Origin of the sequence: Achromobacter spanius (assembly GCF_039673305.1) — a bacterium.
Taxonomy (GTDB): Bacteria; Pseudomonadota; Gammaproteobacteria; order Burkholderiales; family Burkholderiaceae_B; genus Achromobacter; species Achromobacter spanius_F.
Genome location: NZ_JBDJLJ010000013.1, coordinates 103,655 through 125,835 on the forward strand (window position 1 = coordinate 103,655; position 22,181 = coordinate 125,835).

Consider the following 22,181-nt stretch of genomic DNA (forward strand, 5'->3'; position numbering starts at 1 on the left):
GCGGCGGCTTGGACGGGTGTGCCGGCCGTCCGGGAGGGCGAAGGATCTGGCCCACCGCCGCAGCGGCGCTAGTGTCGCAAGTGTCGTGCCGTAGTCATTTTCCGAGGTGTTTTTTGACAGCCTCGACCGAAACACCCACGGCTTTGACGGCTGCTTTCAGTTGGTCGTCGCTTACGCCGAGTGCTTTTGTCCAGTAGCGCAGCTCATGGTCTTCGTTGACGTTGATGCGTGCGCGGTCCTGTGGTCCTCGGTTCTTCAGATCGTCTGACATGCCAATCCTCCTTTGAAAACGACTGCGATCAGCAAGTGGCGTACCGATCTTTACGCATAATCCGTTGATGCCGAGTTCGACTCTCGGGGCCCTGCCAAGAAATCCTGAACTGTCAGACGCTCACGGCCGCCGGCAATGGCGGCTGTTTCGTTTCCGGCGCCGATCTTGACGGCGGGCCGAGCCAACCCTTACCATTCGCTGGCCTCAAACGGCCGATCTGGCGCTAAAAGGGTTGTTTGCGTTTCCAAAACACGCATTCAGGCGCCATCTCCCCGCGATCGCGGTCTTGCCGTCACCTTCGACCCGCGCCAATCCATGGTTGCCACTGTCATCCTAGGCATGCTCTGCGTGCACTTGCTGTGCTTTTGCGCCATGTTCTTGCTGATCAGCACGCGGCTGAGCGGCAAAAAGATGGGCACAGACGTATTCGCCGCTGGCCACCTGCTGCTGGGCGTGGCCTATATTCTGCAGTTGCTGGTCGGCCCCTCGGAATGGGGGGCAATGAGCTTCGTCAATCACACGCTGACGCTATGCGCCCCGGTGACATATGTTCTTGGGGCAATTCGGTTTTTCAACCGGCCCATCCCCGTGCTTCGCCCCATGCTGGCTCTGGCTGTCGTCTACACCGCCGCGCAAGTGCTGGTGCAGGCAACGTGGGGCACGGCGGCGCGGCATGCGCTGCTGGCGGCCTCGTGCGCATTGCTGTTCCTGGCGATGACGCTCGGGTTGCTTTACGGGGCGCGCACCTTCGCCAAGGATCTGCGCCTGGAGATGATTGTCTTCGCCATTCTGGTGGGCGGCATCTGTGGACTCAATGCGGCAAAGTTCGTGCTGATCCTGGACGGGGGAATGCCGGCCCTGGACATGACGAGTCCGTTTCAGACGGTGTTCTACATCTACATGTCGTTCTTGGGGACCGTGCTGCCGCCAGCCGTGGTCTGGCTGATTCTGCGCCGGTTGACGGACGAACTGCGCACCATCGCAACGCAAGACCCGCTCACGGGTTTGCTCAATCGACGCGGCCTGACGGATGGGCTGGACGGGCATTTCCGGCTTCGCCGCGCCGGACATTCGCATCTGCTGATCGTGGACATCGATCGCTTCAAACAGATCAACGATACCTATGGCCACCAGATAGGAGATCTGGTCCTGTGCCGGGTCGCGGAAGTGCTTCAGGGCACTGTGCGCCAGGGCGACCTGGTGTGCAGGCTGGGCGGGGAAGAGTTTGTGGTGGTGGCTCTCAATAGCGACCACAAGGGCGCCTTGCATCTGGCAGAGCGGCTGCGGGAAGCTATTGCCTGCGCCCACGTGCCCGCCGGCCCCTCGCAGGGGCCGATTCGGTGTACGGCGACAATTGGCGTTTCGCGCGGGTTTGCCGGCACGCAAGTGTTGGACGAAATCATGCGGCAGGCGGATGCCGCGCTCTACCGTGGCAAGGTGTCCGGACGAAACCGCGTTGAATGGGCTGACGAGCACGCAGGAGTGCCTGGGGTGCAGGTCGCTGAAGGAAGCCCGGCCTGAGACGCCCGCCGGCTTGAACCTGCCGCACGCTGCCAGTGCCTGATGCCGCACGCCATTGCGCGGCGGACATGGGTTCGCCTGCTGCGGCATTGTCGATTCAGGCACAAGAAATCAGACGACCTTCTGACAACACGTTAGCGGGCAGCGCTGAAACTGCGCAACAATCCCGAGTCTCTTGATTCAATGGAAAGGCAGGCTGACCATCATGAATGCACCCAAGACCCTACCCGCGGCCGTACCTCAGGAATCCGTCGCTCTCTATGGATCAACCCCAGGCGAACCCAGGAAGAAGGTGACGATCCAGACGTTCGCTGAGATGCGCGCCAGGGACGAGAAAATCGTCATGCTCACCGCGTACGACGCCACATTTGCGGCCGTTGCGGATGAGGCGGGCGTGGACACGCTGTTGGTTGGGGATTCACTGGGAATGGTGTGCCAGGGATTGAATGGCACGGTCGGCGTTTCGCTTGACGACATGGCTTATCACACCCGCTGCGTGGCGGAAGGCGTGCGCCGTGCGAATGGCAGGTCATGGGTCGTGGCGGATCTGCCGTTTGGCAGCTATCACGCATCCAGAGAACAGGCGATTTCCTCGGCCATGGCGCTTATGAAGGCAGGCGCGCAAATGGTCAAGGTAGAGGGGGCGGGATGGGCCGTGGATACGGTTCGATTCCTGGTCGAGCGCGGTGTGCCAGTATGCGGCCATCTTGGGCTGACGCCTCAAACGGTCTCATCGCTGGGCGGATTCCGGGTTCAGGGCCGTACCGATGAGGCCGCGGCCCGCCTGCGCGAGGACAGCATAGCGCTCGAGACGGCCGGCGCAACGATGCTGGTGCTGGAGATGGTCCCCGCGGCGCTGGCGTCTTCGATAACCCAGGATCTGACTGCGTGCGCCACCATCGGAATCGGCGCGGGCCGGTCCACCGCGGGGCAGGTGCTGGTCATGCACGACATGCTGGGCGTCAATCTGGGCCGGATGGCAAAGTTCGTCCACAATTTCCTGGAAGGAAGCGAGGGCGTGAAGGATGCTTTCTCGCGCTACGTGCGTGCCGTGAAAGAGGGCGCTTTCCCCGACGACGCCCGGCATGCCTGGTAAGCGCCCGAAGGCGGTGGCGGGGACGCGCCGCATGGGCGTGTCCCCGCTCGGCGTCATCGGCCGGCCGCGATAGCGGCTTTTTCCCGCTGGATGTTGGCTTCCATCTGAGCCTTGGCCGAACGGTACTGCGGCGGCCAGTTGATCTGCGCGTAGCCGATGCGGGCGGCTTCCATCAGCGTCCAGGCCGGGTTGGCCAGGTGGGGGCGGGCGATGGCGCAAAGATCTGCCCGGCCGGCGGCAAGGATGCTGTTGACGTGGTCGGCTTCGCTGATCGCGCCAACGGCGATGGTGGAGATGCCTGCCTCCTGGCGGATGCGGTCGGCGAAGGGCGTCTGGAACATGCGGCCGTATACGGGCGCTTCTTTCTTGCTGACCTGCCCCGATGAGCAGTCGATCAGGTCTGCGCCCGCCGCTTTGAATGCCCGCGCGATTTCCACCGCATCGGCCGGGAGGGTGCCGCCCTGCACCCAGTCGTGCGCCGAAATACGCACGGAAATGGGCTTGTCGGCAGGCCATGCGGCGCGCACGGCCCGGAACACCTCCAGCGGATAGCGCATCCGACCTTCGAGGGAGCCGCCGTATTCGTCGCCGCGCTGGTTGGTCAAGGGCGAGATGAAGCTCGACAGCAGGTATCCGTGGGCGCAGTGCAGTTCAAGCCAGTCCGCGCCGGCTTCGGCGGCCGCGCGGGTCGAGGCGACGAATTGGGACGTCACGTCATCCATGTCGGCCCGGGTCATCTCGCGCGAGCGTTGGCTCAAGCCTTCCAGATACTGTTGCGGCGACGCCGAGATCAGGGGCCAGTTGCCTGACGCCAGCGGCAGGTCGATGCCCTCCCATGCCACCCGGGTGGAGCCCTTGGCGCCCGCGTGTCCGATCTGGATGCCGAACTTGGCATCGGTGCGGGTGTGGATCCAGTCGGCGATGCGCCTGAAGGCTTCGGTGTGTTCAGGCTGGTAAAGGCCGGGGCATCCCGGGGTGATGCGGCCGTCCGCGCTCACGCTGGTCATTTCCGCAAACACTAGGCCGGCGCCTCCCATGGCACGCGCGCCCAGATGCGCCAGATGGTAGTCGCCGGCAACCCCGTCCTGGGCCGAATACTGGGCCATTGGCGACACGACGATGCGGTTCTTCAGCGTCACGCCGCGCACGGTCAGCGGCGTGAACATGGGCGGGGGCGCGGCCTGATCGTTGACGGGCGCCACGCCGGCCTGATCGGCGAACCAGCGCTCATAGTCTTCGAGCCAGGTCTTGTCGCGCAGGCGCAGGTTTTCGTGGCTGATGCGCTGGCTGCGCGTCAGCATGGAATACATGAACTGTTCGGGTTCGAACTGGTCGCAGTAGCGCTCGCCGCAGACCTCGAACCATTCCATGGCGTTCCAGGCTGCGTTCTGCAGTCGCAGGGTTTCGATCCGGCGCGCTTCCTGGTAGGCGGCGAGAACCTCCGGGATCCTGTCGGGAGAGTGCCCGAGCTGCTGGAATTGCCGAGCAAGCTCGATGGCGTCTTCGACCGCCAGCTTGGTGCCCGACCCGATGGCGAAATGAGCGGTGTGCACCGCATCGCCCATGAGGACGACATGGGCGCCATGCGCATTGCGCAGCCACCATTGCTCGCAGACCACGCGTTGAAAATTCAGCCAGGCCGAGCCGCGCAGGTGCCGCGCATTGGTCATCAGGCGGGCGCCCTTCAGGTTGTCGGCGAACAGGCGTTCGCAGAAGGCGATGGATTGTTCCTGGTCGGCCTTGTCGAGCCCATGGGCGAGCCAGACATGCTCCGGACATTCGACGATGAAGGTGGTGGTCTGGTCGTCGAATTTGTAGATGTGGGCCTGGAACCAGCCGTGCTCGGTCTTGACGAAGTCGAAGGTGAAGGCGTCGTACAGCTTGTTTGTGCCAAGCCAGATATATCGGTTTGGACGCACCACGATGTCGGGCTTGAAGACATCCTCGTACTTGGACCTGATCTTGGAGAAGATGCCGTCGCTGGCGATGACCAGATCGGCGTCGGGGTAGGCTTCATCCGATTCGGCTTCGGTTTCGAACACCAGGTTCACCCCAAGGGATTCGCACCGGGCCTGAAGGATGTTGAGCAGCTTCTTGCGCCCGATGCCCACGAAGCCATGTCCGCCCGAACGAATCGTGCGTCCCTTGAATCGCAATTCGATGTCATCCCAGTGGTTGAACGCCGCCTGGATTTCGTCTGCGGTCTCGGGATCCCAGATCCGCATGTTGTCCATGGTCGCGTCGGAAAATACGACGCCCCAGCCGAAAGTGTCATAAGGCTTGTTCCGCTCGACGACGGTGATGTCGTGCGCCGGGTCCAGCTTCTTCATCAAAAGACCAAAGTACAGGCCCGCCGGGCCGCCGCCGATGCAAACGATCTTCATGGATCTCTCCGCTACAGAGTGAGTTTCAGGGGGTTCTCAACTGCTTTTCACACAGGCCAGGCGCAACGAGGGGGGAATGATTTGGTCAAAATGCTTTATGTTTAAATGATTAAAACCTAAACCAAATTGCGGAGGGGTTGAGAAAGATCAAATGCGGCTGTCGGGGCGCGTTGGGGAAAACACCGACCAGAATTTCGGGACGCATGGTGCGTTTTTTTTGCCCCTTCAAGCGCCGAACTCCCGGCGCTATGATGGATTCACATCGGCAGGAGGTCGCCATGTGGACCTGTACACAATGCGGCAACAAAGTTGACCAGCAAGCTGTTTCGATCGAAACGGATGCGCACGAGGGGTGCTATTTCGAGTGTCCCTCCTGCAAGGCGCACAATCCCTTGCTGAGCGTGGGCGGAAATGGGCCCGACGATGCGATAGAGCTGGTCCAGCCTTCAGCCCCGGACCCGGACGCGTGAGTCATTGCGCCCGGTCTGCGATTGGGCTGTTCCCTTCTGCGATCCGGCCTCGGGCATATCGACCATGTCATTCGCGGCGATGATTCCCGAATGGCCGCTCGCCATTGTCAATGGCGCAGCATGCCTCGATCGGAACCGGGCTGGAAGTGATGACGAAAGGGGCTTGGTCGACGTGTCCGCCAGCTAGGGCAATGCCGCCCTGGGTGGGGTATGTGCGTTGAGTTTTCGCTGCGTGGGGAAACCACGCTGTGGTCGGCGCGCGTATTCGGGCTCTGGTCGCTGCGATGATTGCTGGCGCAGAATGGAAGAGCGCCCCAGCTCTAGATGAGTCTGAGGCGCTCCTGCCCGGCTTCGCACGCGATGGGTGTCAGACAGCCCGGCAACTCCAATCTACTGCTCGACCAGAGGCCCGGCAATAGGGGAAACCCTGGGGAAAAATGGGGTTGGTTTGGCGTCCTGTAGCCGGTCTGGCGGGACAGTGGCGCAGCCAAGGGACCTGTTTTGCGCGGTTGCCGGAACGCTGGCATCCCGTCAACGAGGCGGCGCCGATTTGTCCGCCTCGGCATCCACGAATTGTTGCCGTATCCGGCGCTGGCGACACTGAACTCCACATTCACTGCACAGGAGAGCAGACATGTTGGGGTATCGGAAACGTCAATTGGGACAGGGCATGACCGAATACATCGTGGTCGTGGCCTTGGTGGCCGTCGCGGCGATCGCGGTGTATCAGTACTTTGGCCAGGTGGTGCGGTCGCAGACCGCGGCCATGGCGCGCGAACTGGCTGGCGAGGACGGCGGCACGCAATCGCGCGCCGCGCAGCAAGCCGCGCAGAAGGCGGCGGCACAGACCAAGGCGCGTTCGCTCAAGTCGTTTACCGGCAACGCCGAGAGCGCAAATTGAGTGCGCGTCCGCAGCCGATGTTGTCCCACCAGCAAGGCCAGGCGCTGGTCCTGGGCATGCTGGTGGCGGCGTTGGCCGCGACGTCGCTCGTCGTCCTGTACAACCTGGGCCAGACAGTCGAAGCTCGCGGCCGGCTGACGCATGCGGCCGATGCGGCAGCCTACAGCGGCGCCCTCGAGCAGGCGCGCGCGCTCAATGCCATGGCCTACATCAACCGTTCCCAGATCGCGCATCAGGTCGCCATGGCGCATCTGGTCACGCTGGGCGCTTCTGCGCAGTACATCCATGCCTTGCAGTCGCAGAGCCGCCGCGCCAATCCGCCGGCCGGCCTGATCGCCATGCTGTTTGGTCCCGACCTGGGGTTTGCCTATCAAACCGCGCAAGCGCCGGCCGATGCGCAGGCGCGGCTGGCCCGCGCGTTCGAACAGCACGACCGCACCGTGCACCAGGTGCTGGAAGTCGCGGCGCGTGAGATCGTCGCCGACCTGGCCGCATCCCGCGACCGCATCATGCGCAAAGTCCTGGCAGCCAATTACCCGGACCTCGCCGGCAAGGGCGCGGTGGGCTCGACACAGGCATTTCCGGTTTCGTTGAGGTTGCTTGCGGACGGATGGCCTGGCTATACCGAGCGCAACACCGCCACGCGCAAAGCGGGATTGCGCCCAGCAACGGAAGCGGCTGCGGGGCGCTACGGATTCCTGGATAGCCGCAGCCAAACCCGTCGCAATCCCTGGATGGTCAATCCACGCTGTCCGCTGCATCGCCATGAATTGCGGAGGCGCGGATCGACCTGGCTAGGGCCCGATGGCCGATGGGGGGCGTTGGACACCCAGTCGTATCACGCCCTGCGCTCAAACCGCTGGATCGGCTGCTACTTCCGCGAGTACGCCATGGGCTGGGGCACGGCGCAGGGCGAGAAAAGCAAGGCGCCCGATGACCTGGAATACACGGACGAACCCCCTGCAGACTTCTCGCAGGAGGACTTCTGGCGCTGGGTCGAGCTTTCCACCTCCTGGGACATTTTCAGTGGCGCCACCAATCCCATGGCCAACTCTTATGCAATGGCGTCGGCACAGCGCTGGCCTGGCCGCGGGCTACCCGCCTATCGCGAGGTAGCGATGGCGCGCGCCGCAGATCCCTTGCGCTTTGCGGTGGCCGTCAGCTTGGACTCGGCGGCCCTCAAGACCACGGATGCCGGCAGCACCGTGGCTGCGCCCACCGGCGCTTTGCGATATGCCGCGTTGGGGCGCACGAGCGTCGTCACCGTTAGCAGTGCAGCCGAAACCTATTTCTCGAGGCCGAATCCGCGCTCCGACGGCCAGGTCGAATTCGCCACGCTTTTTCGTCCCTATTGGCAAGCCCGGCTGTCTGCGGTCAGGCCCCAGGAGGCCCTGCGGGCAAGGGGGGCGCCATGACCCACGTCCACATCCGGCAGAAAGGGCAGGCTGTGGTCGAGGCGCTGCTGATGCTGCCGCTCCTGGCTTTACTGCTTTGGGCGGTGGCCGGTATCGGCAAGCTGCAGCTTGCCGCACAGCAGGCGACGCAAGCCAGCCGCAAGGCGGTCATGGCAGGCGCGCTGGGGCAGCCGTTGGCCACGTTGCGGGCGCCAGCCGGCATGGACCTGTCCAGCGATGCCAATGGCCTGTCCGGGGTGGCGACGCCGCGCGCAGCAGCCTTGCAGGATGAATGGTTTGGCGCGGGGCTGACGATGCTGTCAGTGGAAGTCCGGTCGCGCCCGCTTGTCTCGGACCCGTCTGCCTGGCCGCTCGTCGCGCGTCGCATCAGCGTAGCCACGGGGGCTGGCTACGCGTCTGGCGACGCCGACGCCCAACGGCGCGTCGGACAGTCGCGCACGGGTTGGCGGCAAGCCGCGCAGGATTCGCTGTCCGCGGCATCGAGTATGCGGCGTCCGGTGGATAGGGTGGACGGGGCTTGGGGACGGCCGGAGTTGTCGCTGGATTGGCTGTCCGCCTGGGCGGATGTGGTGCCCGCGGATCGGTTGGGCAAGGGCAAGGAGCAAAACAGATGAGATGGAACTTTCTTGTGCCGGAATCTTCGGATGGACCTCGTCGTGGAGCCGGCTGGTTGTCCGTCATCGGTATGTACATAGGGCTGATGGCCATGCCGTTGGACGCAAGCGCCTCTGGGGGCGCCATTGGCCTGGAACGCATGCGCTTTCCCGCGGGATCGACGCACGAATTGCTGGCCGAGCGCGTGTGGCTTCATGGGGTGCCCGCACAGGTCCTGGTGTTTGACGTGCCCCAAAGACCGGCCGCCGTGGCTCGCGCTCTGTCCGGCCAGCAGCCGGCCTTGGCGGATCTGCATGTGCTGCCGGGACAACTGATCCTTTCGGGGCTGGTCGGCGATGAGCATTGGATCGCCAGGATGGAAGCGGCGGGCGCCGAACGCACGGTCGGGAGCATATCGACCATGAGCGTCCGGGCTGCTCCCTCGGTCCCACGGCCGGCCTGGCTGCCGGATGGGGCGCGCCTCAGACTGGATGTTTCCGTGATGGAGCACGGCGCCAAGATGTCCGAACGCATCTGGCAGCACGCGCTGCCTCCCGACAAGATGGCGCGGCTCATCGAGGCGAACTTGCGCCAGGACGGCTGGACCCGTCTTGGTACGGGGGGCGTCGATCAGGCGCGCGGAGCGCATGCCGGTGTCGAGCAGTGGTGGGGCCGGGAGCGCGAACGCATGAAGCTGTGGCTGGTTCCCCTGGACGCTGGCACGGGACTGCGGGTAAATGGGTGGGCGCCATGAAGGACCGGATCATCCGCGGGGCGGCGCGCCTGCGCCGGGCAAGCGTCTATCTCCTGGCCGTGATCGCCGGCCTTGTCGCCGCCTGGGCGGTCCGAGAGCACGTGCAGCAACGGGTTCAGGCGCTGGAGGCCGAGGCCCGCACGCCCTTGGTGAGACGTCTCGTGGCAGCGTACGACCTGCCGGCCGGGACGCTGCTGGAAGAGGTGCATGTGGCGGTGCGTGAGATCCCTCAGCCCTGGGCGCCCGGGGCCAGTGTGGACCCTATGGAGCTGAGCAGCGTCCTCGGGGCCACGCTCCTCGCCGACGTTGCCCATGGCGAACCGCTATTGCGTGGATTTCTGACCTTCAATGCCCCGGTCCCCACCTTGTCGTCCCGACTTCGGACCGGCCAACGGGCGCTTACCGTCGCCGCAGGCGATCTGGGCGGCCTTGCGGACAAGCTGCAAGCGGGCGATTCGATCGATATCTACGCGACCTTCGCCCATCGTCAGCGAGACCTTACCGTCCCGTTGCTGCAGGGCATGCGCGTGCTGACCGTGGGTAATGGGGCTGACGGTTCTGGCAATGTCACCTTGGCGGCCACACCTGATGAAGCGTTGCGGTTCATCGCGGCGCGGCAAGCCGGCGCCCTGACCGTCATGTTGCGCAATCGCGACGACGCGGCGGCTGTCAACATGCCGGCCCAAAGCGATCTCGCGTCGCTCGTGGGCCTGGACCGGGATCCCAAACCTGCCCCCGGGGTGGCCATCCTCTACGGCGATCGCCTGGAAGGGCGGACCGGTTTCGATGCGGAGCGCCCATGATCCGCGTCCAAAGAATCCTGGTGTTGTGCCTATGTCTTGCATCGGTGCCTGCCTGGTCCGCAACCGAAGTGCTTGAGCTGCAAGTCGGCGAAACGCGCGTCTTGCCGCATCCCGGTGTCAGGCGAGTCGCTATCGGCAACAGCCAGGTGCTTAGCGCGGTGGCTGCGGAAGGGCGCGAGGTCGTGGTCTTTGCCCGGGCGGAAGGAGTGTCTTCCGTGCATGTCTGGGCAGGCCGCGACCAGATTGCCGCCTACGAACTGCGGGTTGTGCCCTCGGGAACGCCACGCTTGCGCGATGAAGTCCGGAGCTTGCTCTCGCGCATACCTGGCGCTCGCAGTACGAGTGTCGGCGGACGCATCCTGATCGAGGGCGACGACCTTTCCGACGACGACCGCGCCCGCATCGCAGCCTTGGCGGAGCGCTATCCCGACGTGCTGGATTTCACGGGGCAGGTGGGCTGGGATCGCATGGTGCTGCTGGACGTGCAAGTGGTTGAAATCCCGACCTCGCGATTGCAGGAGTTCGGCGTGCGCTGGGACGGAATGACGCAAGGCGGCGTCAACGCCGGCCTGGCCTGGGATGCCGGATCTCGCGGCCGCATGACGCGGCCGGGCGAGCAGATCATTGAAACCGCAGGCCCGGCCTCGGCCGCGGCGGGGTACTTCGGTGTCAACGCTTTGCTGTCGGCGCGCATTGCGGCGCTGGCCCAGACCGGGGAAGCCGTCATGCTGGCGCAGCCGCAGCTGCTTGCGCGCAGCGGGGCCAGCGCGACCTTCCTGGCCGGCGGAGAGGTGCCCTATGCCTCCACCGACGCCCGCGGCAACCCTACGACCCTGTTCAAGCCTTACGGGGTTTCGCTGAACATCACGCCCAGGATAGACCGCAACGGCGTCATTCGGTCCTTGATCGAAGTGGAGGCCAGCTCGGTGGATACCTCGCTGAGCCTGCCCGGCGGGCCGGCGTTGCGCACACGCCGGGCGTCCACCGAGTTCAACGTCCGGTCCGGCAACACGCTGGTCATCGGCGGGTTCCTGTCGCGGGAGCAGGGCAATGAAACCAGCGGCCTGCCCGGGCTGCAGAATATTCCCATCCTGGGCGCGCTGTTTTCGTCGCGTCGCTATCAGCGGCGCGAAACCGAACTGGCGATTTTCGTGACGCCGAAGATCGTGTCGCAGGGTGACCCGGCCATGGAAGGCCGGGTGCGGCGCGGGCGAGAGACGCTGCAGGCCGCATTCCCCGAAGCGCCTCAACTGGGCACCACGGCGCCTGTCAATGCCGGCGGTTGGGATCCTTATTCGGGTTCGGGTTCTCAATGGGCAGGCAGGCCGGATGGCGTCAGCCCATCCATATCGGAGTGACCTGATGCTGAAGATAGAACTGACCTTCGAAGATGCCGTCACGCGCAGCCTGGACATTCCCGCACCGGTGCTGATCGGACGGGGAGCGCATTGCGGCTTGCGCATCCCGACCTGGCGCGTCGGGCGTCAGCACGCCCGACTGCTGCGCGAAGAGTCCGACATCGTTCTCGAAGACCTGGGCACGCTCGCGGGAACCATGGTGAATGGCGTGCGCGTCGTGCGCCATGCGCCGGTGTTGCCTGACGACGAGATCCTGATCGGGCCTTGCCGGCTAAGGGTGTCCTTGGTGGAACCGGAAATCGCGGCGCGGGATGGCGCGGCGGCCACGGCATTGCGCGAAGCCGGGGCTCCGGATCCACTTCGCGTCGACGCCGGTTCTCCCGCGCCGCCCGTCCCGCAACCAGCGCCGTCGCGCCGCCGCCTGCATGACCGCCGCCGCTTGCACGCGGCATTGCTGAGCGCGCTGGACCTGCGTCGGCGCGACGTGGCCGGAATGAGCGACGGCATGCTGCGCGCCGAAGCCGAGCGTCTTCTGACGCATATCGTTGCTGCGGATGCCGAACTTCCCGTGGATGCGGACAGGGCATCGCTTTGCCGCGATGTGCTGGATGAAGCAGTAGGCCTGGGGCCGCTCGAACCTTTGCTTGCCGCTGCCGACATCACCGAGATCATGGTGAATCGCTACGACGAGATCTACGTCGAGCGTGCGGGGCGCCTGTGGCGCCAGCAGGCGGCGTTCACCAGCGAGCAGTCCGTACGCTGGGTGATAGAACGCATCGTGACCCCGCTTGGCCGGCGCATCGACGAAAGCTCACCCATGGTGGACGCGCGCCTGCCGGACGGATCGCGCGTGCACGCCATCATTCCTCCGGTGGCAATGAAGGGCGCCAGCCTGACCATACGGAAGTTCCCGCAGCAGCGTCCGCAGATGCCTGACCTGATCGCGTGGGGCGCCCTGAGCAGTCCCATGGCGCAGTTCCTTGCGCTTTGCGTAAGGATGCGCAAGAACCTGGTGGTTTCGGGGGGAACCGGGGCCGGCAAGACCACGCTGCTGAACATCCTGTCCAACGAAATCCCGGACGGCGAGCGGGTCATCACGATCGAGGATGCTGCGGAGCTGCGTCTGAACCACGATCACCTTGTGGGGCTGGAAGCGCGTCCGGCAAACCAGGAGGGCCGTGGCCGCATTGATATCCGCGAGCTTGTTCGCAACGCCTTGCGCATGCGGCCGGACCGCATCGTCGTGGGCGAATGCCGCGGGGCCGAGGCATTCGACATGCTGACCGCCATGAACACCGGACATGAAGGGTCGCTCACCACCTTGCACGCCAATTCGCCGCGCGATGCCTTGGCGCGCCTGGAGTCCATGATCCTGATGGCCGGTCTGGACCTGCCGCTGTCCGCCGTGCGCGAACACATCGCCGCCAGCGTGGATATCGTGGTGCAACAGGCGCGGCTGACGGACGGACGCCGCATCGTGACATCCGTCGTCGAGGTGTCCGGCATGGAGAGCGGACGCATCCAGTTGCAGGACCTGTTCCGCCATGAGCGCACTCGGGGGTTCGTCGGCTGCGGTGGTCTGCCCAGCTTCGCGCAGGAATGGGCGGAGTTGGGTGTGGCGCTTGAATCCGCGTGGTTTTCCGACGCAGCGGGCGGGGCGCCGGCGGCCGGCGCCTTTCCTCAAGGCCTGCCGTGATCTGGGTCGCTGCGGGAGCCGCCATGCTGTGCGTTGGATTGCTGGCCTGGCGTGCCCAGAACTGGTTCGCGCCGGCGCTGCGGCGCTACCGCGAAGTCTATACCCAGGAAGCGGGTGTTCGGTTGAGCGAAGTGTTCCTGTTCATCGACCCCGCGCAGCTATGGGCAGGAGCCGTCAGCTGCGCGGTGGTGGCCGCGGTGGCGGCCTTCGCCGCGACGGGCAGCGGCATGCTCGCTGCGCTGTTTGCGGCGCTGGCGGCGCGCGCGCCTCGGATGCTGGTGGACGGGTTGCGCCGCCGGCGTGCACGGCGCTTTGAAGAACAGTTGCCCATGGCCTTGCTGATGCTGGCGTCCGCGCTAAGGGCGGGCGTTGCGTTGACCACCGGGTTGCGTCATGTCGTGGATCAGAGCGGGGCGCCGCTGGCGCAGGAGTTCGGCCTGATGCTGCGGGAACAGCGCCTGGGCGTGCCATGGGATGCCGCGCTCGACAACCTTCAGGCCAGGATGCCGGCGGATTCGACGTCGTTGGTCGTCGCGGCAATGCGGATCGCGGCCAAGACCGGCGGCAACCTGGCCGAAGCACTGGAAAGCATTGCCCAGACCTTGCGTGCCAGGCTGCAGCTGCAAGCCAAACTGCGGGCGCTGACGTCGCAGGGGCGCCTGCAGGCCTGGATCGTCGGCGCGCTGCCTTTGCTGTTGCTGGCGGTGCTCGACCGCCTGGAGCCCGAAACCATGGGGCTGCTGTGGCACACCCCCATGGGGTGGGGCGTGCTGGCCATTGTGGCGGTGCTGGAAATCGCCGGTGTGCTGCTTATCCGGCGCATCATGCGAATCGACATCTGACGGGAGGCCGAAATGTGGCTTTATTTGGGCATGTTGACCACGGCTGCAGGAACCGCATGGCTTGCCTGGGCCCTGCTGCGGCCGCTGCTGCATGAAGACCAGGAAGCCTCCGCGGCCATGCCCTGGTGGTGGAAGGCGGCCTGGCCGTGGATTTCGGCGGTGGCGCCGCTGGCTGGCCCCTTGTGTTCATGGCGCTGGCGGCTCAGGCTGACGCGCGCCATCGAGCAAGCGGCGTTGCCAGCGGGAGTGAACTATGCGCATCTCGCGGCGCTCTGCGCAAGTGCCGCGGTTGCCGGGGGCGGGCTGGCGGCAATGGCCGCGTTGGCGCTGGCCGCGGCGGACTCGCTTGCGTGGATGCCCTGGGCCGGGGCTGCCGCGCTGGCCGCGGGGATGGCGCCAGCCCTGTGGCTGAGACGCCTGGGCGTCCGCAGGCGACGCGACATCGAACGGGACCTGCCCTTCGTGTTCGACATGATGACGCTGTGCGTCGAAGCGGGCCTGAGCGTTCAGGGGGCCCTGCAATTGGCGGCACAGAGCGGGCCGCCCGGCGTCTTGCGCGACGCGCTGACGGATGCCTTGGCCGAGATGCGGGCGGGCGTATCAAGACTCGCTGCGATCAGGGGGCTGGCCGAGCGCAGCAACAGTCCGATAGCACGCAACTGGGTGGCTGCCCTGGCACAGGCCGAAGCCCTGGGGGCAAGCCTGGCGCCGGTGTTGCGCGCGCAAGCCGCGCAATGCCGCAGCGATCGTCACATGCGGGCGGAACAATTGGCGATGCAGGCGCCGGTGAAGATGCTGTTGCCCCTGATCGGCTGCATCTTTCCGTGCACGTTCATCGTGCTGGCTTTTCCGATCGCAGTGCAGCTGCTGCGGAGCGTGCAATGAACGGGGCCGGGCCGTGGCGGACAGACCGCCTTCGCTTGCTGGTGATCAGGGGCTGGCGCGGCAGGATGCGCGGCTTGCTGGGCCGCAAAGAGCCCGGTCCGCGCAGCGGCGTCATGCTGATGCCGTGCGCCGCGGTGCACACCTTTGGCATGCGGTACGCCATCGATGTGGCGTTCATTTCGCGGGAAGGGCGGGTGGTGGCGCGGCGCAGCGCCCTGGCGCCTGGCCGCGTGGCGCTATGCCTGCGCGCCGTTGCCGTTGTCGAGATGCGTGCTGGCGTTATTGATGCCGAACACGGAGGTGTAGGCCGGATAGAAGCTGCAGTAAAGTACGCCGCCCGCGGCAATATTGAATGGGATCTGCAGCGTGCCTGCCATCTGGGGAGACAGGCCGACGGCCACCAGCAGCCCGGCGCAAAGGTCGATGAACAGGAACACCAGGATCCAGCAGCCGCCATAGACCAGGAAAGGCAGCTTGTTCCGCCAGCAGGCGATACCTGAGAAGAACAGCGCCTGCGTCAGGCGCAGACCGTGCCAGGCCACCAGCACGGGGGCATGCCAGAACAGCGCGGCAATCACCACGTAGCAGATCGCGAACAGCGTAAGCGGCAAAGCCATGGCCGAGAGTATGGGCTCCATGCTCTTTTCGACGGAGGCGATGCGCATGCCTTCCATCATCGCGTCGGTGAAGGGCAGGAAAATGATCAGCCCGGTCACCATGCAGAGCGCTGCATAGAGCACGCCCATCAGGAACAGCTTCCTGAATACGCCCGGCTGCTTGAGCGGCTTGCCCCACATGGAGGGCAGCATGACGCGGTCGGCTTCCACGTGCTTGCACGCGGACAGGGTCATCAGGGTGATGATCGGCATCAGGGCCACGACCAGCATCGGGCCGACCGGCGGCGTTGCGGTGGCGAAGACGACAAGGAGGCTGATGGCCATGGCCCAGGTGAACATGGCCAGGGGTTGCTTTCGGAACAGACGGAATCCGTCTCGAACCCAAAGCCAGCCGGACGTCGCGGGTAGAAATGCTGCTTGCATGGCTCTCTGAAAGGGAATTTTCTCTCAAAAGGGAGGTGCTGCTCCCATTATGGGGGGCGTACTGGTTACGGCAATATTGGCAGATCCGGGCGGTGGCGCGCTTGCAACACTCTTTCGAAGTGGCGGGGGTCGTGCGGCTTGAGGGTCTGGGCCGGTCGGGGCAGGAAAAAGTCGTACAGCCGGGATAGCCAGAACCTCAGGGCCGCCGCCCGCAGCATGAGCGGCCAGGCTTCGCGTTCGCCGTCGGTGAAGGGCCGCACGGCGGCGTAGGCATTGAGCCAGGAGTCGACCAGTTCAGGGATGAATTCGCCCGTGTCGCGCTCGATGCACCAGTCATTGACGCTGACCGCCACGTCGAACAGCCAGGTGTCGCAGCCCGCGAAGTAGAAGTCGATGATGCCGCCCATGAGCGGATCCTCGAAAGTGCCGGCAAAGAGAACGTTGTCGCGGAACAGGTCGCAATGGGCCGGCCCCGTCGGCAACGCCTGCCACGCCGGGGTGGCGGCGGCCGCCTGCTGCGCGGCCAGCTCCGAACTCAGCAGCTGGGCCTGGGGCGCGTCCAGGAATGGCATGACCTTGGGCGCCGTTTCCTGCCACCACGAGAGTCCGCGCAAATTGGGCTGGCGGATGGGGAAGTCCTGGGCCGCCAGGTGGGCGCGTGCCAGCGTGGCGCCCGCCAGTGCGCAGTGGGCCGCGCCCGGCGCGGGTTCGTAGCCGCCGGGCAGGCGCGAAACAATCGCGCAGGGCTTGCCGTGCAGCGTCGTCAGGCGGGTGCCGTCGCGCAGGGTCTGAGGCTGGGGGACCGGAATGCCGCGCTCGGCCAGGTGATACATCAACTCGATGTAAAAGGGCAGTTGGGCGTGAGTCAGTACTTCGAACAGCGTCAGGACGTACTCGCCCCGGGTCGTGTACAGGAAATAGTTGGTGTTCTCGATGCCCGCCGTGATTCCTCGAAGCGAGACGAACTCGCCCAGATCGAAATGCGCCAGGAGGGCGCGCGCGTCGTCGTCGGAAACGGGGGTGAATACGGCCATGGATGTTCGGGTGTGAGGGGTTAACGGACGCTCGGACATGCCTGTACGGCGGCGGCGGCGCAATTTTAGACCACATGGCCGGCCGGCCCCGGCGGCCGTTCGGGGGGCGGACGATTCCGAGCTCCGGACATAATGCCGCCAAGCACCGTAAAATACCGCATCCCCTTGTTTTGTTGAGTGATTCTTGGACTCCCCCGATTGGCGGCTATGCGTCGCCCCGATGATTGACGTTACCGACCGCCATTGCCGTTACTTTCACCGGCTGCTGGCCCCTCGCGCACGCCTGTACACGGAAATGATCACCACGGGTGCGCTGCTGTACGGCAATGTCGCGCGCCACCTGGACTTTGACGAAGCCGAGCACCCCGTGGCGCTGCAGCTTGGCGGCAGCGAGCCCGAGGCCCTGGCCCAGTCGGCGCGGTTGGGCCGGCAATGGGGCTATGACGAAATCAACCTCAATTGCGGCTGTCCGTCGGAACGCGTGCAAAAAGGGGCATTCGGCGCCTGCCTGATGGCGGAGCCGGCCCTGGTGGCCGACTGCATGAAAGCCATGCAGGACGCGGTGGATATCCCTGTCACGGTGAAGCACCGGCTGGGCCTGGATTATGACGAGTCCTATGACTTCGTCCGCGATTTCGTCGGCAAGATCTATGACACGGGATGCCGGGTTTTCATCGCCCACGCCCGCAATGCCGTCCTCAAGGGGCTGTCCCCCAAGGACAACCGAGAGATCCCTCCCTTGCGCTATGACGTGGTGGGGCAGCTCAAGCGCGATTTTCCGGATTGCACCTTTGTGCTTAATGGCGGGCTGGGCGACGCCGGGCAGTCGGTGCGGGCGGCTGAGACCTTTGACGGTGTCATGCTGGGCCGCGCTGCCTGGCATACGCCGCGTGTCCTTTCCGAAGTCTCTTTGCAGCTGTGGCCGTCCGTCCGGTTGCCCAGCGACGCGCAGGTCGTGGACGCCATGACGGAATACGCCGCCAGGCAGGTTGCCAAGGGCGTGCCGTTGCGGGTGATGACGCGTCCGATGCTGGGGCTGGTGAACGGACAATCGGGTGCGCGCCGCTGGCGCCGCATGTTGTCGGACCCGGCCTTGCTGGCCGCCAACAATCCGGAACTGATCTACGACGCGTGGCGCAGCCAGCGGCACGCGCCGGGTGCGCGCGACGCCGCGTTCGAATCGGCGCCGGCCTGACCCCCGCCGAGAGCCTGGCCGGGTCGGGCCCAGGTAGGCCTGGCTGAACTCAGGACTGAGCGGGTTCGGCGCTTTCCGTGGGCCAGTCGCGGATATAGGCCTTCAGCATGTTGTTTTCGAACTGCTGGGCCGCGACGATGGCCTGGGCCATGTCATAGAAGGAAATCACGCCCATGAGCGTCGGGCCGTCCATGACGGGGATGTAGCGCGCGTGCTTTTCCAGCATCAGGCGCTGGACTTCGTCGGCGCTGGTGTTGGGGGACACGCTGACAGGCGCGTCGTCCATGATCGAGCGGATGGTCGTTTCGCCGGCTCCGCCATGCGCGTGCATGTGGCGGATGATTTCGCGGAACGTGAGCATGCCAGTCAGGGTGCCGAATTCCATGATCACGAGCGAGCCTATGTCCTGTTCGCTCATGGTTTGCACGGCCTGTGACACAGGCATGTCCGGCGACGCCGTATAGAGCGTGTCGCCCTTGACGCGCAAAATCTCGCTGACCTTCAACATCGGTATCTCCTGTGGGCGGACTACGCCCGAATGCTTTGCTATTTCTTGTTCGCTTCCAATTGCAGTACGGGAGCGACTCCATTTCCCGTATTTTGCGCTTCTCCGCAGAGTTCTTCCAGCGTCGGGCTATTTTGCTGGGAATCCACGGACGCGGCGACCCGCAATATGTCGGGATCGTTGCGTACGCGCGGCTGGCGGCGATCAAGCAGGAAATGGTCCACCACCGGCGCCATCGAGGTTTCCCGGGCATCGCACGTGAGCATCCAGTTGTCGTCGGGGCTGCGCGTGACCAGGCCCATGGTGCCGAGCGATTCCAGCACTTCGTCCAGTTCGTCCTGGTGCAGCCGCAACTGCGACGCCAGCGCGTTCGCTGGCAGGCCTCCCGGTTTGGACAGCTGGGCCTTGCGCAAGGCGCGCAGGGCATCCAGCGCATCCACGAAGGGCGCGCCGGGATAGCGGTTGATTTTCCAACGTCCCAACCTGATCAGCGGCGCGCTTGAAGCCAGCGTCGCGCCCAGCAGCACTGCCAGCCAGGACAGGTAGATCCACAGCAGGAAGATCGGCAGGGTCGCGAAGGCGCCATAGATGATCGTGTAGGTGGGAAACCGGGTCAGGTAGTAGGCGAACGCCGACTTCATGATTTCCAGCACGATGGCGGTGACACAGCCGCCCACCAGCGCGTCCCGCCACAGGACGTCGCGGTTCGGGACGACGACGAACAGCGCCGCGAAGCCCAGGCCCGTCAAGACCAGCGGAATGAAGGAAATGGCGACGCTGACGGCCTCGGGCACGTCCTGGACCAGCCCCAGCGATTCGCGGGCCACGAAAGACGTCGCCCACAGGCTTGCGCCTGCAAGCACCGGGCCCAGCGTGATGATGGCCCAGTACACCAGCGCCCGCTGCGGCAACGGACGCTGGCGCGAGACGCGCCAGATGTCGTTGAAGGCCTGGTCGATGGTCATGATCAGCAGCAGCGAGGTGACCAGCAGGAAGGCGCCGCCGATTGCCGTCAGGCGCGATGCCTGGCGCGCAAACTGGTTCAGGTAGTCCATGATGTTGTCCGAAACGGACGGGGGCATCAGGCTGTTGGTCAGGAAGTCCTCGAGGGCGACCCGGAATTCCTGGAAGACGGGAAAGGCGGTGAACAGCGACAGCACCACCGCCAGCATGGGGACGATCGCCAGGACCGTCGTGAAGGTAAGGCTGGATGCGACCTGGAGCAGTTTTTCTTCGTTGGCGCGTTGTGCGACGAAACGAAATATGCGTCCAGCCCTGGCGACCCATGAAGTGCGCGAGGTCGGTGGTTCAGAAGCCGCCGGCGTAGCGGCGGAGGGCTCGGCGGGGCGATTCATCAGGCGATAATAGCAGCATGAACCCTGAACTCAACCCCCGTTTGCGCCTGCTGGCATCGGTTTCATTGTTTGCCCTGATCGTACTTTGCGTCGCCTGGGAAACCGTGGTGGCGCCCGTGCGGCCCGGGGGATCCTGGATGTTCCTGAAGGCCTTGCCGCTGGCATTTCCGCTGCGCGGCATCGTGCGCGGCAATCTCTATACTTACCAGTGGGCGGCCATGCTGTCGCTGCTGTACCTGATGGAAGGGGTGGTGCGCGCCATGTCCGATCCGGCGCCGCTGTCCGTCCTGATGGCCTGGGGCGAGATCCTGTTGTCGGCCACGTTCTTCCTGAGCGCCATTTTCTATGTGCGTCCCGCCAAGCGGGCCGCCCGGAGCCAACGCGCATGAGTGCCCTTTCTCTGACCGAACTGCGGGCCGTCAATTCCTTTGCGGCCCTGCCTGCGGCTTTCTATACCCGCCTGGCGCCTCAGGGGTTGAACAACCCGCGACTTCTGCACGCCAACGCGGATGCGGCGGCCCTGATCGGCCTGGATCCCGCGGCCTTGGCGACGCCGGAGTTCCTGGACGTCTTTTCCGGCGCCCGCCCGCTGCCGGGCGGCGATACCCTTGCCGCCGTCTACAGCGGTCATCAGTTTGGTGTCTGGGCGGGGCAGCTCGGCGATGGCCGCGCCCACCTGCTGGGCGAGGTGCAGGGGCCGCAAGGGGGCTGGGAGCTGCAGCTCAAGGGATCGGGCATGACGCCGTATTCCCGCATGGGCGACGGCCGGGCCGTGCTGCGCTCGTCCGTCCGCGAGTATCTGGCCAGCGAGGCCATGCACGGACTTGGCGTGCCGACGACGCGGGCGCTGGCGCTGGTGGTTTCCGATGATCCCGTCATGCGGGAAACGGTCGAGACCGCGGCCATCGTGACCCGGATGTCGCCGAGTTTCGTGCGGTTCGGGTCGTTCGAGCACTGGTCTTCGCGTCGCCAGCCGGACATGCTCCGGACGCTCGCCGATTATGTGATCGACCGATATTATCCGGAATGCCGCGAAGCGCCTGCCGGTGAATCGCCGGCTGACACCGCGCCATATATTCACCTTCTCAGGGCGGTGACTCGGCGCACGGCGCTGCTGATGGCGGATTGGCAGGCGGTGGGGTTTTGCCACGGCGTCATGAATACGGACAATATGTCCATTCTTGGACTGACGCTGGATTATGGGCCTTACGGGTTCATGGACGGATTCCGCCTGGGACACGTCTGCAACCATTCCGACTCTGAAGGGCGCTATTCCTGGAACCGCCAGCCGTCGGTGGCGCTATGGAATCTGTACCGCCTGGGCGGCAGTTTGCATATGCTGGTGCAGGATGCGGACGCCTTGCGCGCCGTGCTGGACGAATTCGAAGCGGTATTCACGCGCGCCTTCCATGACCGCATGGGGGCCAAGATGGGATTGGCCGCCTGGCTGCCCGCGGATGAAGCGCTGCTGGACGACCTGCTGAAGCTGATGGACGCCAACCAGGCCGATTTCACCCTGACCTGGCGGCGTCTGGCAGACGCCTTGCAGGGGCGGCGCAGCGCGTTCGAAGACCTGTTCATCGACCGACCCGCCGCCGCGGCATGGCTGGACCGCCTGATAGCCCGCCACGCCCAGGATGGCCGGTCCGTAGAGGAAACGGTTGCCGGGATGAACGGCGTCAATCCGCTATATGTCCTGCGCAATCACCTGGCGGAAGAGGCGATCCGGGCGGCGAAAACCGGCGACGCCAGTGAAATCGATACGCTGATGAAACTGCTGCGCAATCCATTTGTGGAGCAGGAAGGTTATGAGCGCTATGCGGGCTTGCCGCCCGACTGGGCCGGCGGGATTGAGGTCAGCTGCTCATCCTGATTGCATAATCCGGCAGTAACCGGCTGCGGGCTTGGCGCCAGAGCGCGGTTTATGAAAAAAAACCGGCAAAAAAGTGAAATATCCCCGTTTTTTTCACTGCAATCATTCGTTTCCATTGTAAAAGTCGTAAGATTGCCGGTTCCGGGGCCTATTTTGCGATGGGGTCTCCAGGGGTATCCGTCGAAAATT

At 65.0% G+C, this 22,181-nt stretch carries 20 protein-coding genes and 1 pseudogene; 15 read left to right on the forward strand and 6 right to left on the reverse strand.

Features of this window, described 5'->3' with window-relative positions; translation table 11 throughout:
• Window positions 1-94 precede the first annotated feature (94 nt).
• Window positions 95-271, reverse strand: a complete 177-nt coding sequence (locus tag ABE485_RS13755) for a DUF3606 domain-containing protein (protein WP_346515847.1) — start codon at window positions 269-271, stop codon at window positions 95-97.
• Between the two features lie 315 nt (window positions 272-586).
• On the opposite strand from ABE485_RS13755, the gene ABE485_RS13760 reads away from it, so the two are divergent.
• The gene (locus ABE485_RS13760) at window positions 587-1,792 is read left to right on the forward strand and encodes a GGDEF domain-containing protein (protein WP_346515848.1); all 1,206 of its coding nucleotides are present in this window, start codon (window positions 587-589) and stop codon (window positions 1,790-1,792) included.
• 205 nt (window positions 1,793-1,997) lie between these two features.
• The gene (gene panB, locus ABE485_RS13765) at window positions 1,998-2,888 is read left to right on the forward strand and encodes a 3-methyl-2-oxobutanoate hydroxymethyltransferase (RefSeq protein ID WP_346515849.1); all 891 of its coding nucleotides are present in this window, start codon (window positions 1,998-2,000) and stop codon (window positions 2,886-2,888) included.
• A gap of 53 nt (window positions 2,889-2,941) precedes the next feature.
• Here the strand turns inward: panB and ABE485_RS13770 are convergent, their stop codons facing one another.
• Window positions 2,942-5,272, reverse strand: a complete 2,331-nt coding sequence (locus ABE485_RS13770; protein WP_346515850.1) for a bifunctional salicylyl-CoA 5-hydroxylase/oxidoreductase — start codon at window positions 5,270-5,272, stop codon at window positions 2,942-2,944.
• A 1,104-nt stretch (window positions 5,273-6,376) separates the two neighbouring features.
• Between ABE485_RS13770 and ABE485_RS13775 the strand changes: the two genes are divergently transcribed.
• The 10 genes and pseudogenes from ABE485_RS13775 to ABE485_RS31235 all read left to right on the forward strand — a co-directional run.
• Window positions 6,377-6,643 (forward strand): hypothetical protein, encoded by a 267-nt coding sequence (locus ABE485_RS13775; protein WP_430795423.1) that lies wholly within the window; start codon window positions 6,377-6,379, stop codon window positions 6,641-6,643.
• A 56-nt stretch (window positions 6,644-6,699) separates the two neighbouring features.
• Complete coding sequence (locus ABE485_RS13780) at window positions 6,700-8,058, forward strand: hypothetical protein (RefSeq protein ID WP_346515851.1); 1,359 nt, start codon at window positions 6,700-6,702, stop codon at window positions 8,056-8,058.
• Complete coding sequence (locus ABE485_RS13785; protein ID WP_346515852.1) at window positions 8,055-8,672, forward strand: TadE/TadG family type IV pilus assembly protein; 618 nt, start codon at window positions 8,055-8,057, stop codon at window positions 8,670-8,672. Before ABE485_RS13780 ends, ABE485_RS13785 begins: the two co-directional genes overlap by 4 nt.
• 56 nt (window positions 8,673-8,728) lie before the next feature.
• Complete coding sequence (locus tag ABE485_RS13790; protein WP_346515853.1) at window positions 8,729-9,406, forward strand: hypothetical protein; 678 nt, start codon at window positions 8,729-8,731, stop codon at window positions 9,404-9,406.
• A complete protein-coding gene (cpaB, locus tag ABE485_RS13795; protein WP_346515854.1) occupies window positions 9,403-10,209 on the forward strand; it encodes a Flp pilus assembly protein CpaB in 807 nt (268 codons plus the stop codon). Before ABE485_RS13790 ends, cpaB begins: the two co-directional genes overlap by 4 nt.
• Window positions 10,206-11,567, forward strand: a complete 1,362-nt coding sequence (locus tag ABE485_RS13800; RefSeq protein WP_346515855.1) for a type II and III secretion system protein family protein — start codon at window positions 10,206-10,208, stop codon at window positions 11,565-11,567. The genes cpaB and ABE485_RS13800 overlap by 4 nt, the downstream gene beginning before the upstream one ends.
• Before the next feature lie 4 nt (window positions 11,568-11,571).
• Window positions 11,572-13,263, forward strand: coding sequence for an ATPase, T2SS/T4P/T4SS family (locus ABE485_RS13805; RefSeq protein WP_346515856.1), 1,692 nt, complete (start codon window positions 11,572-11,574; stop codon window positions 13,261-13,263).
• Window positions 13,260-14,105, forward strand: a complete 846-nt coding sequence (locus ABE485_RS13810) for a type II secretion system F family protein (protein ID WP_346515857.1) — start codon at window positions 13,260-13,262, stop codon at window positions 14,103-14,105. The genes ABE485_RS13805 and ABE485_RS13810 overlap by 4 nt, the downstream gene beginning before the upstream one ends.
• 12 nt (window positions 14,106-14,117) lie before the next feature.
• Entirely contained in the window at window positions 14,118-14,990 is an 873-nt protein-coding gene (locus ABE485_RS13815; RefSeq protein ID WP_346515858.1) for a type II secretion system F family protein, read from the forward strand.
• A 113-nt stretch (window positions 14,991-15,103) separates the two neighbouring features.
• A pseudogene (locus ABE485_RS31235) lies at window positions 15,104-15,220 on the forward strand (DUF192 domain-containing protein); the annotation flags it as partial.
• 6 nt (window positions 15,221-15,226) lie between these two features.
• Here ABE485_RS31235 and ABE485_RS13820 read toward each other — a convergent pair.
• Entirely contained in the window at window positions 15,227-16,030 is an 804-nt protein-coding gene (locus tag ABE485_RS13820) for a BPSS1780 family membrane protein (protein ID WP_346515859.1), read from the reverse strand.
• A 65-nt stretch (window positions 16,031-16,095) separates the two neighbouring features.
• Window positions 16,096-17,064, reverse strand: coding sequence for a homoserine kinase (locus ABE485_RS13825; RefSeq protein ID WP_346515860.1), 969 nt, complete (start codon window positions 17,062-17,064; stop codon window positions 16,096-16,098).
• Window positions 17,065-17,248: 184 nt separating this feature from the next.
• Between ABE485_RS13825 and dusA the strand changes: the two genes are divergently transcribed.
• Window positions 17,249-18,259 carry a tRNA dihydrouridine(20/20a) synthase DusA gene (gene dusA / locus ABE485_RS13830; protein WP_346515861.1) on the forward strand — a complete coding sequence of 337 codons (1,011 nt, stop codon included), beginning with the start codon at window positions 17,249-17,251 and terminating at the stop codon, window positions 18,257-18,259.
• A 49-nt stretch (window positions 18,260-18,308) separates the two neighbouring features.
• On the opposite strand, the gene ABE485_RS13835 is transcribed toward dusA, so the two are convergent.
• Together ABE485_RS13835 and ABE485_RS13840 are read right to left on the reverse strand one after the other, a co-directional pair.
• A complete protein-coding gene (locus tag ABE485_RS13835) occupies window positions 18,309-18,767 on the reverse strand; it encodes a CBS domain-containing protein (protein WP_043518816.1) in 459 nt (152 codons plus the stop codon).
• Between the two features lie 38 nt (window positions 18,768-18,805).
• Window positions 18,806-20,119, reverse strand: a complete 1,314-nt coding sequence (locus ABE485_RS13840) for a YihY family inner membrane protein (protein WP_346515862.1) — start codon at window positions 20,117-20,119, stop codon at window positions 18,806-18,808.
• A gap of 17 nt (window positions 20,120-20,136) precedes the next feature.
• Between ABE485_RS13840 and ABE485_RS13845 the strand changes: the two genes are divergently transcribed.
• Both ABE485_RS13845 and ABE485_RS13850 read left to right on the forward strand, forming a co-directional pair.
• Entirely contained in the window at window positions 20,137-20,508 is a 372-nt protein-coding gene (locus tag ABE485_RS13845) for a DUF2069 domain-containing protein (RefSeq protein WP_008164905.1), read from the forward strand.
• Entirely contained in the window at window positions 20,505-21,992 is a 1,488-nt protein-coding gene (locus ABE485_RS13850) for a protein adenylyltransferase SelO (protein WP_346515863.1), read from the forward strand. Before ABE485_RS13845 ends, ABE485_RS13850 begins: the two co-directional genes overlap by 4 nt.
• Window positions 21,993-22,181: the final 189 nt, after the last annotated feature.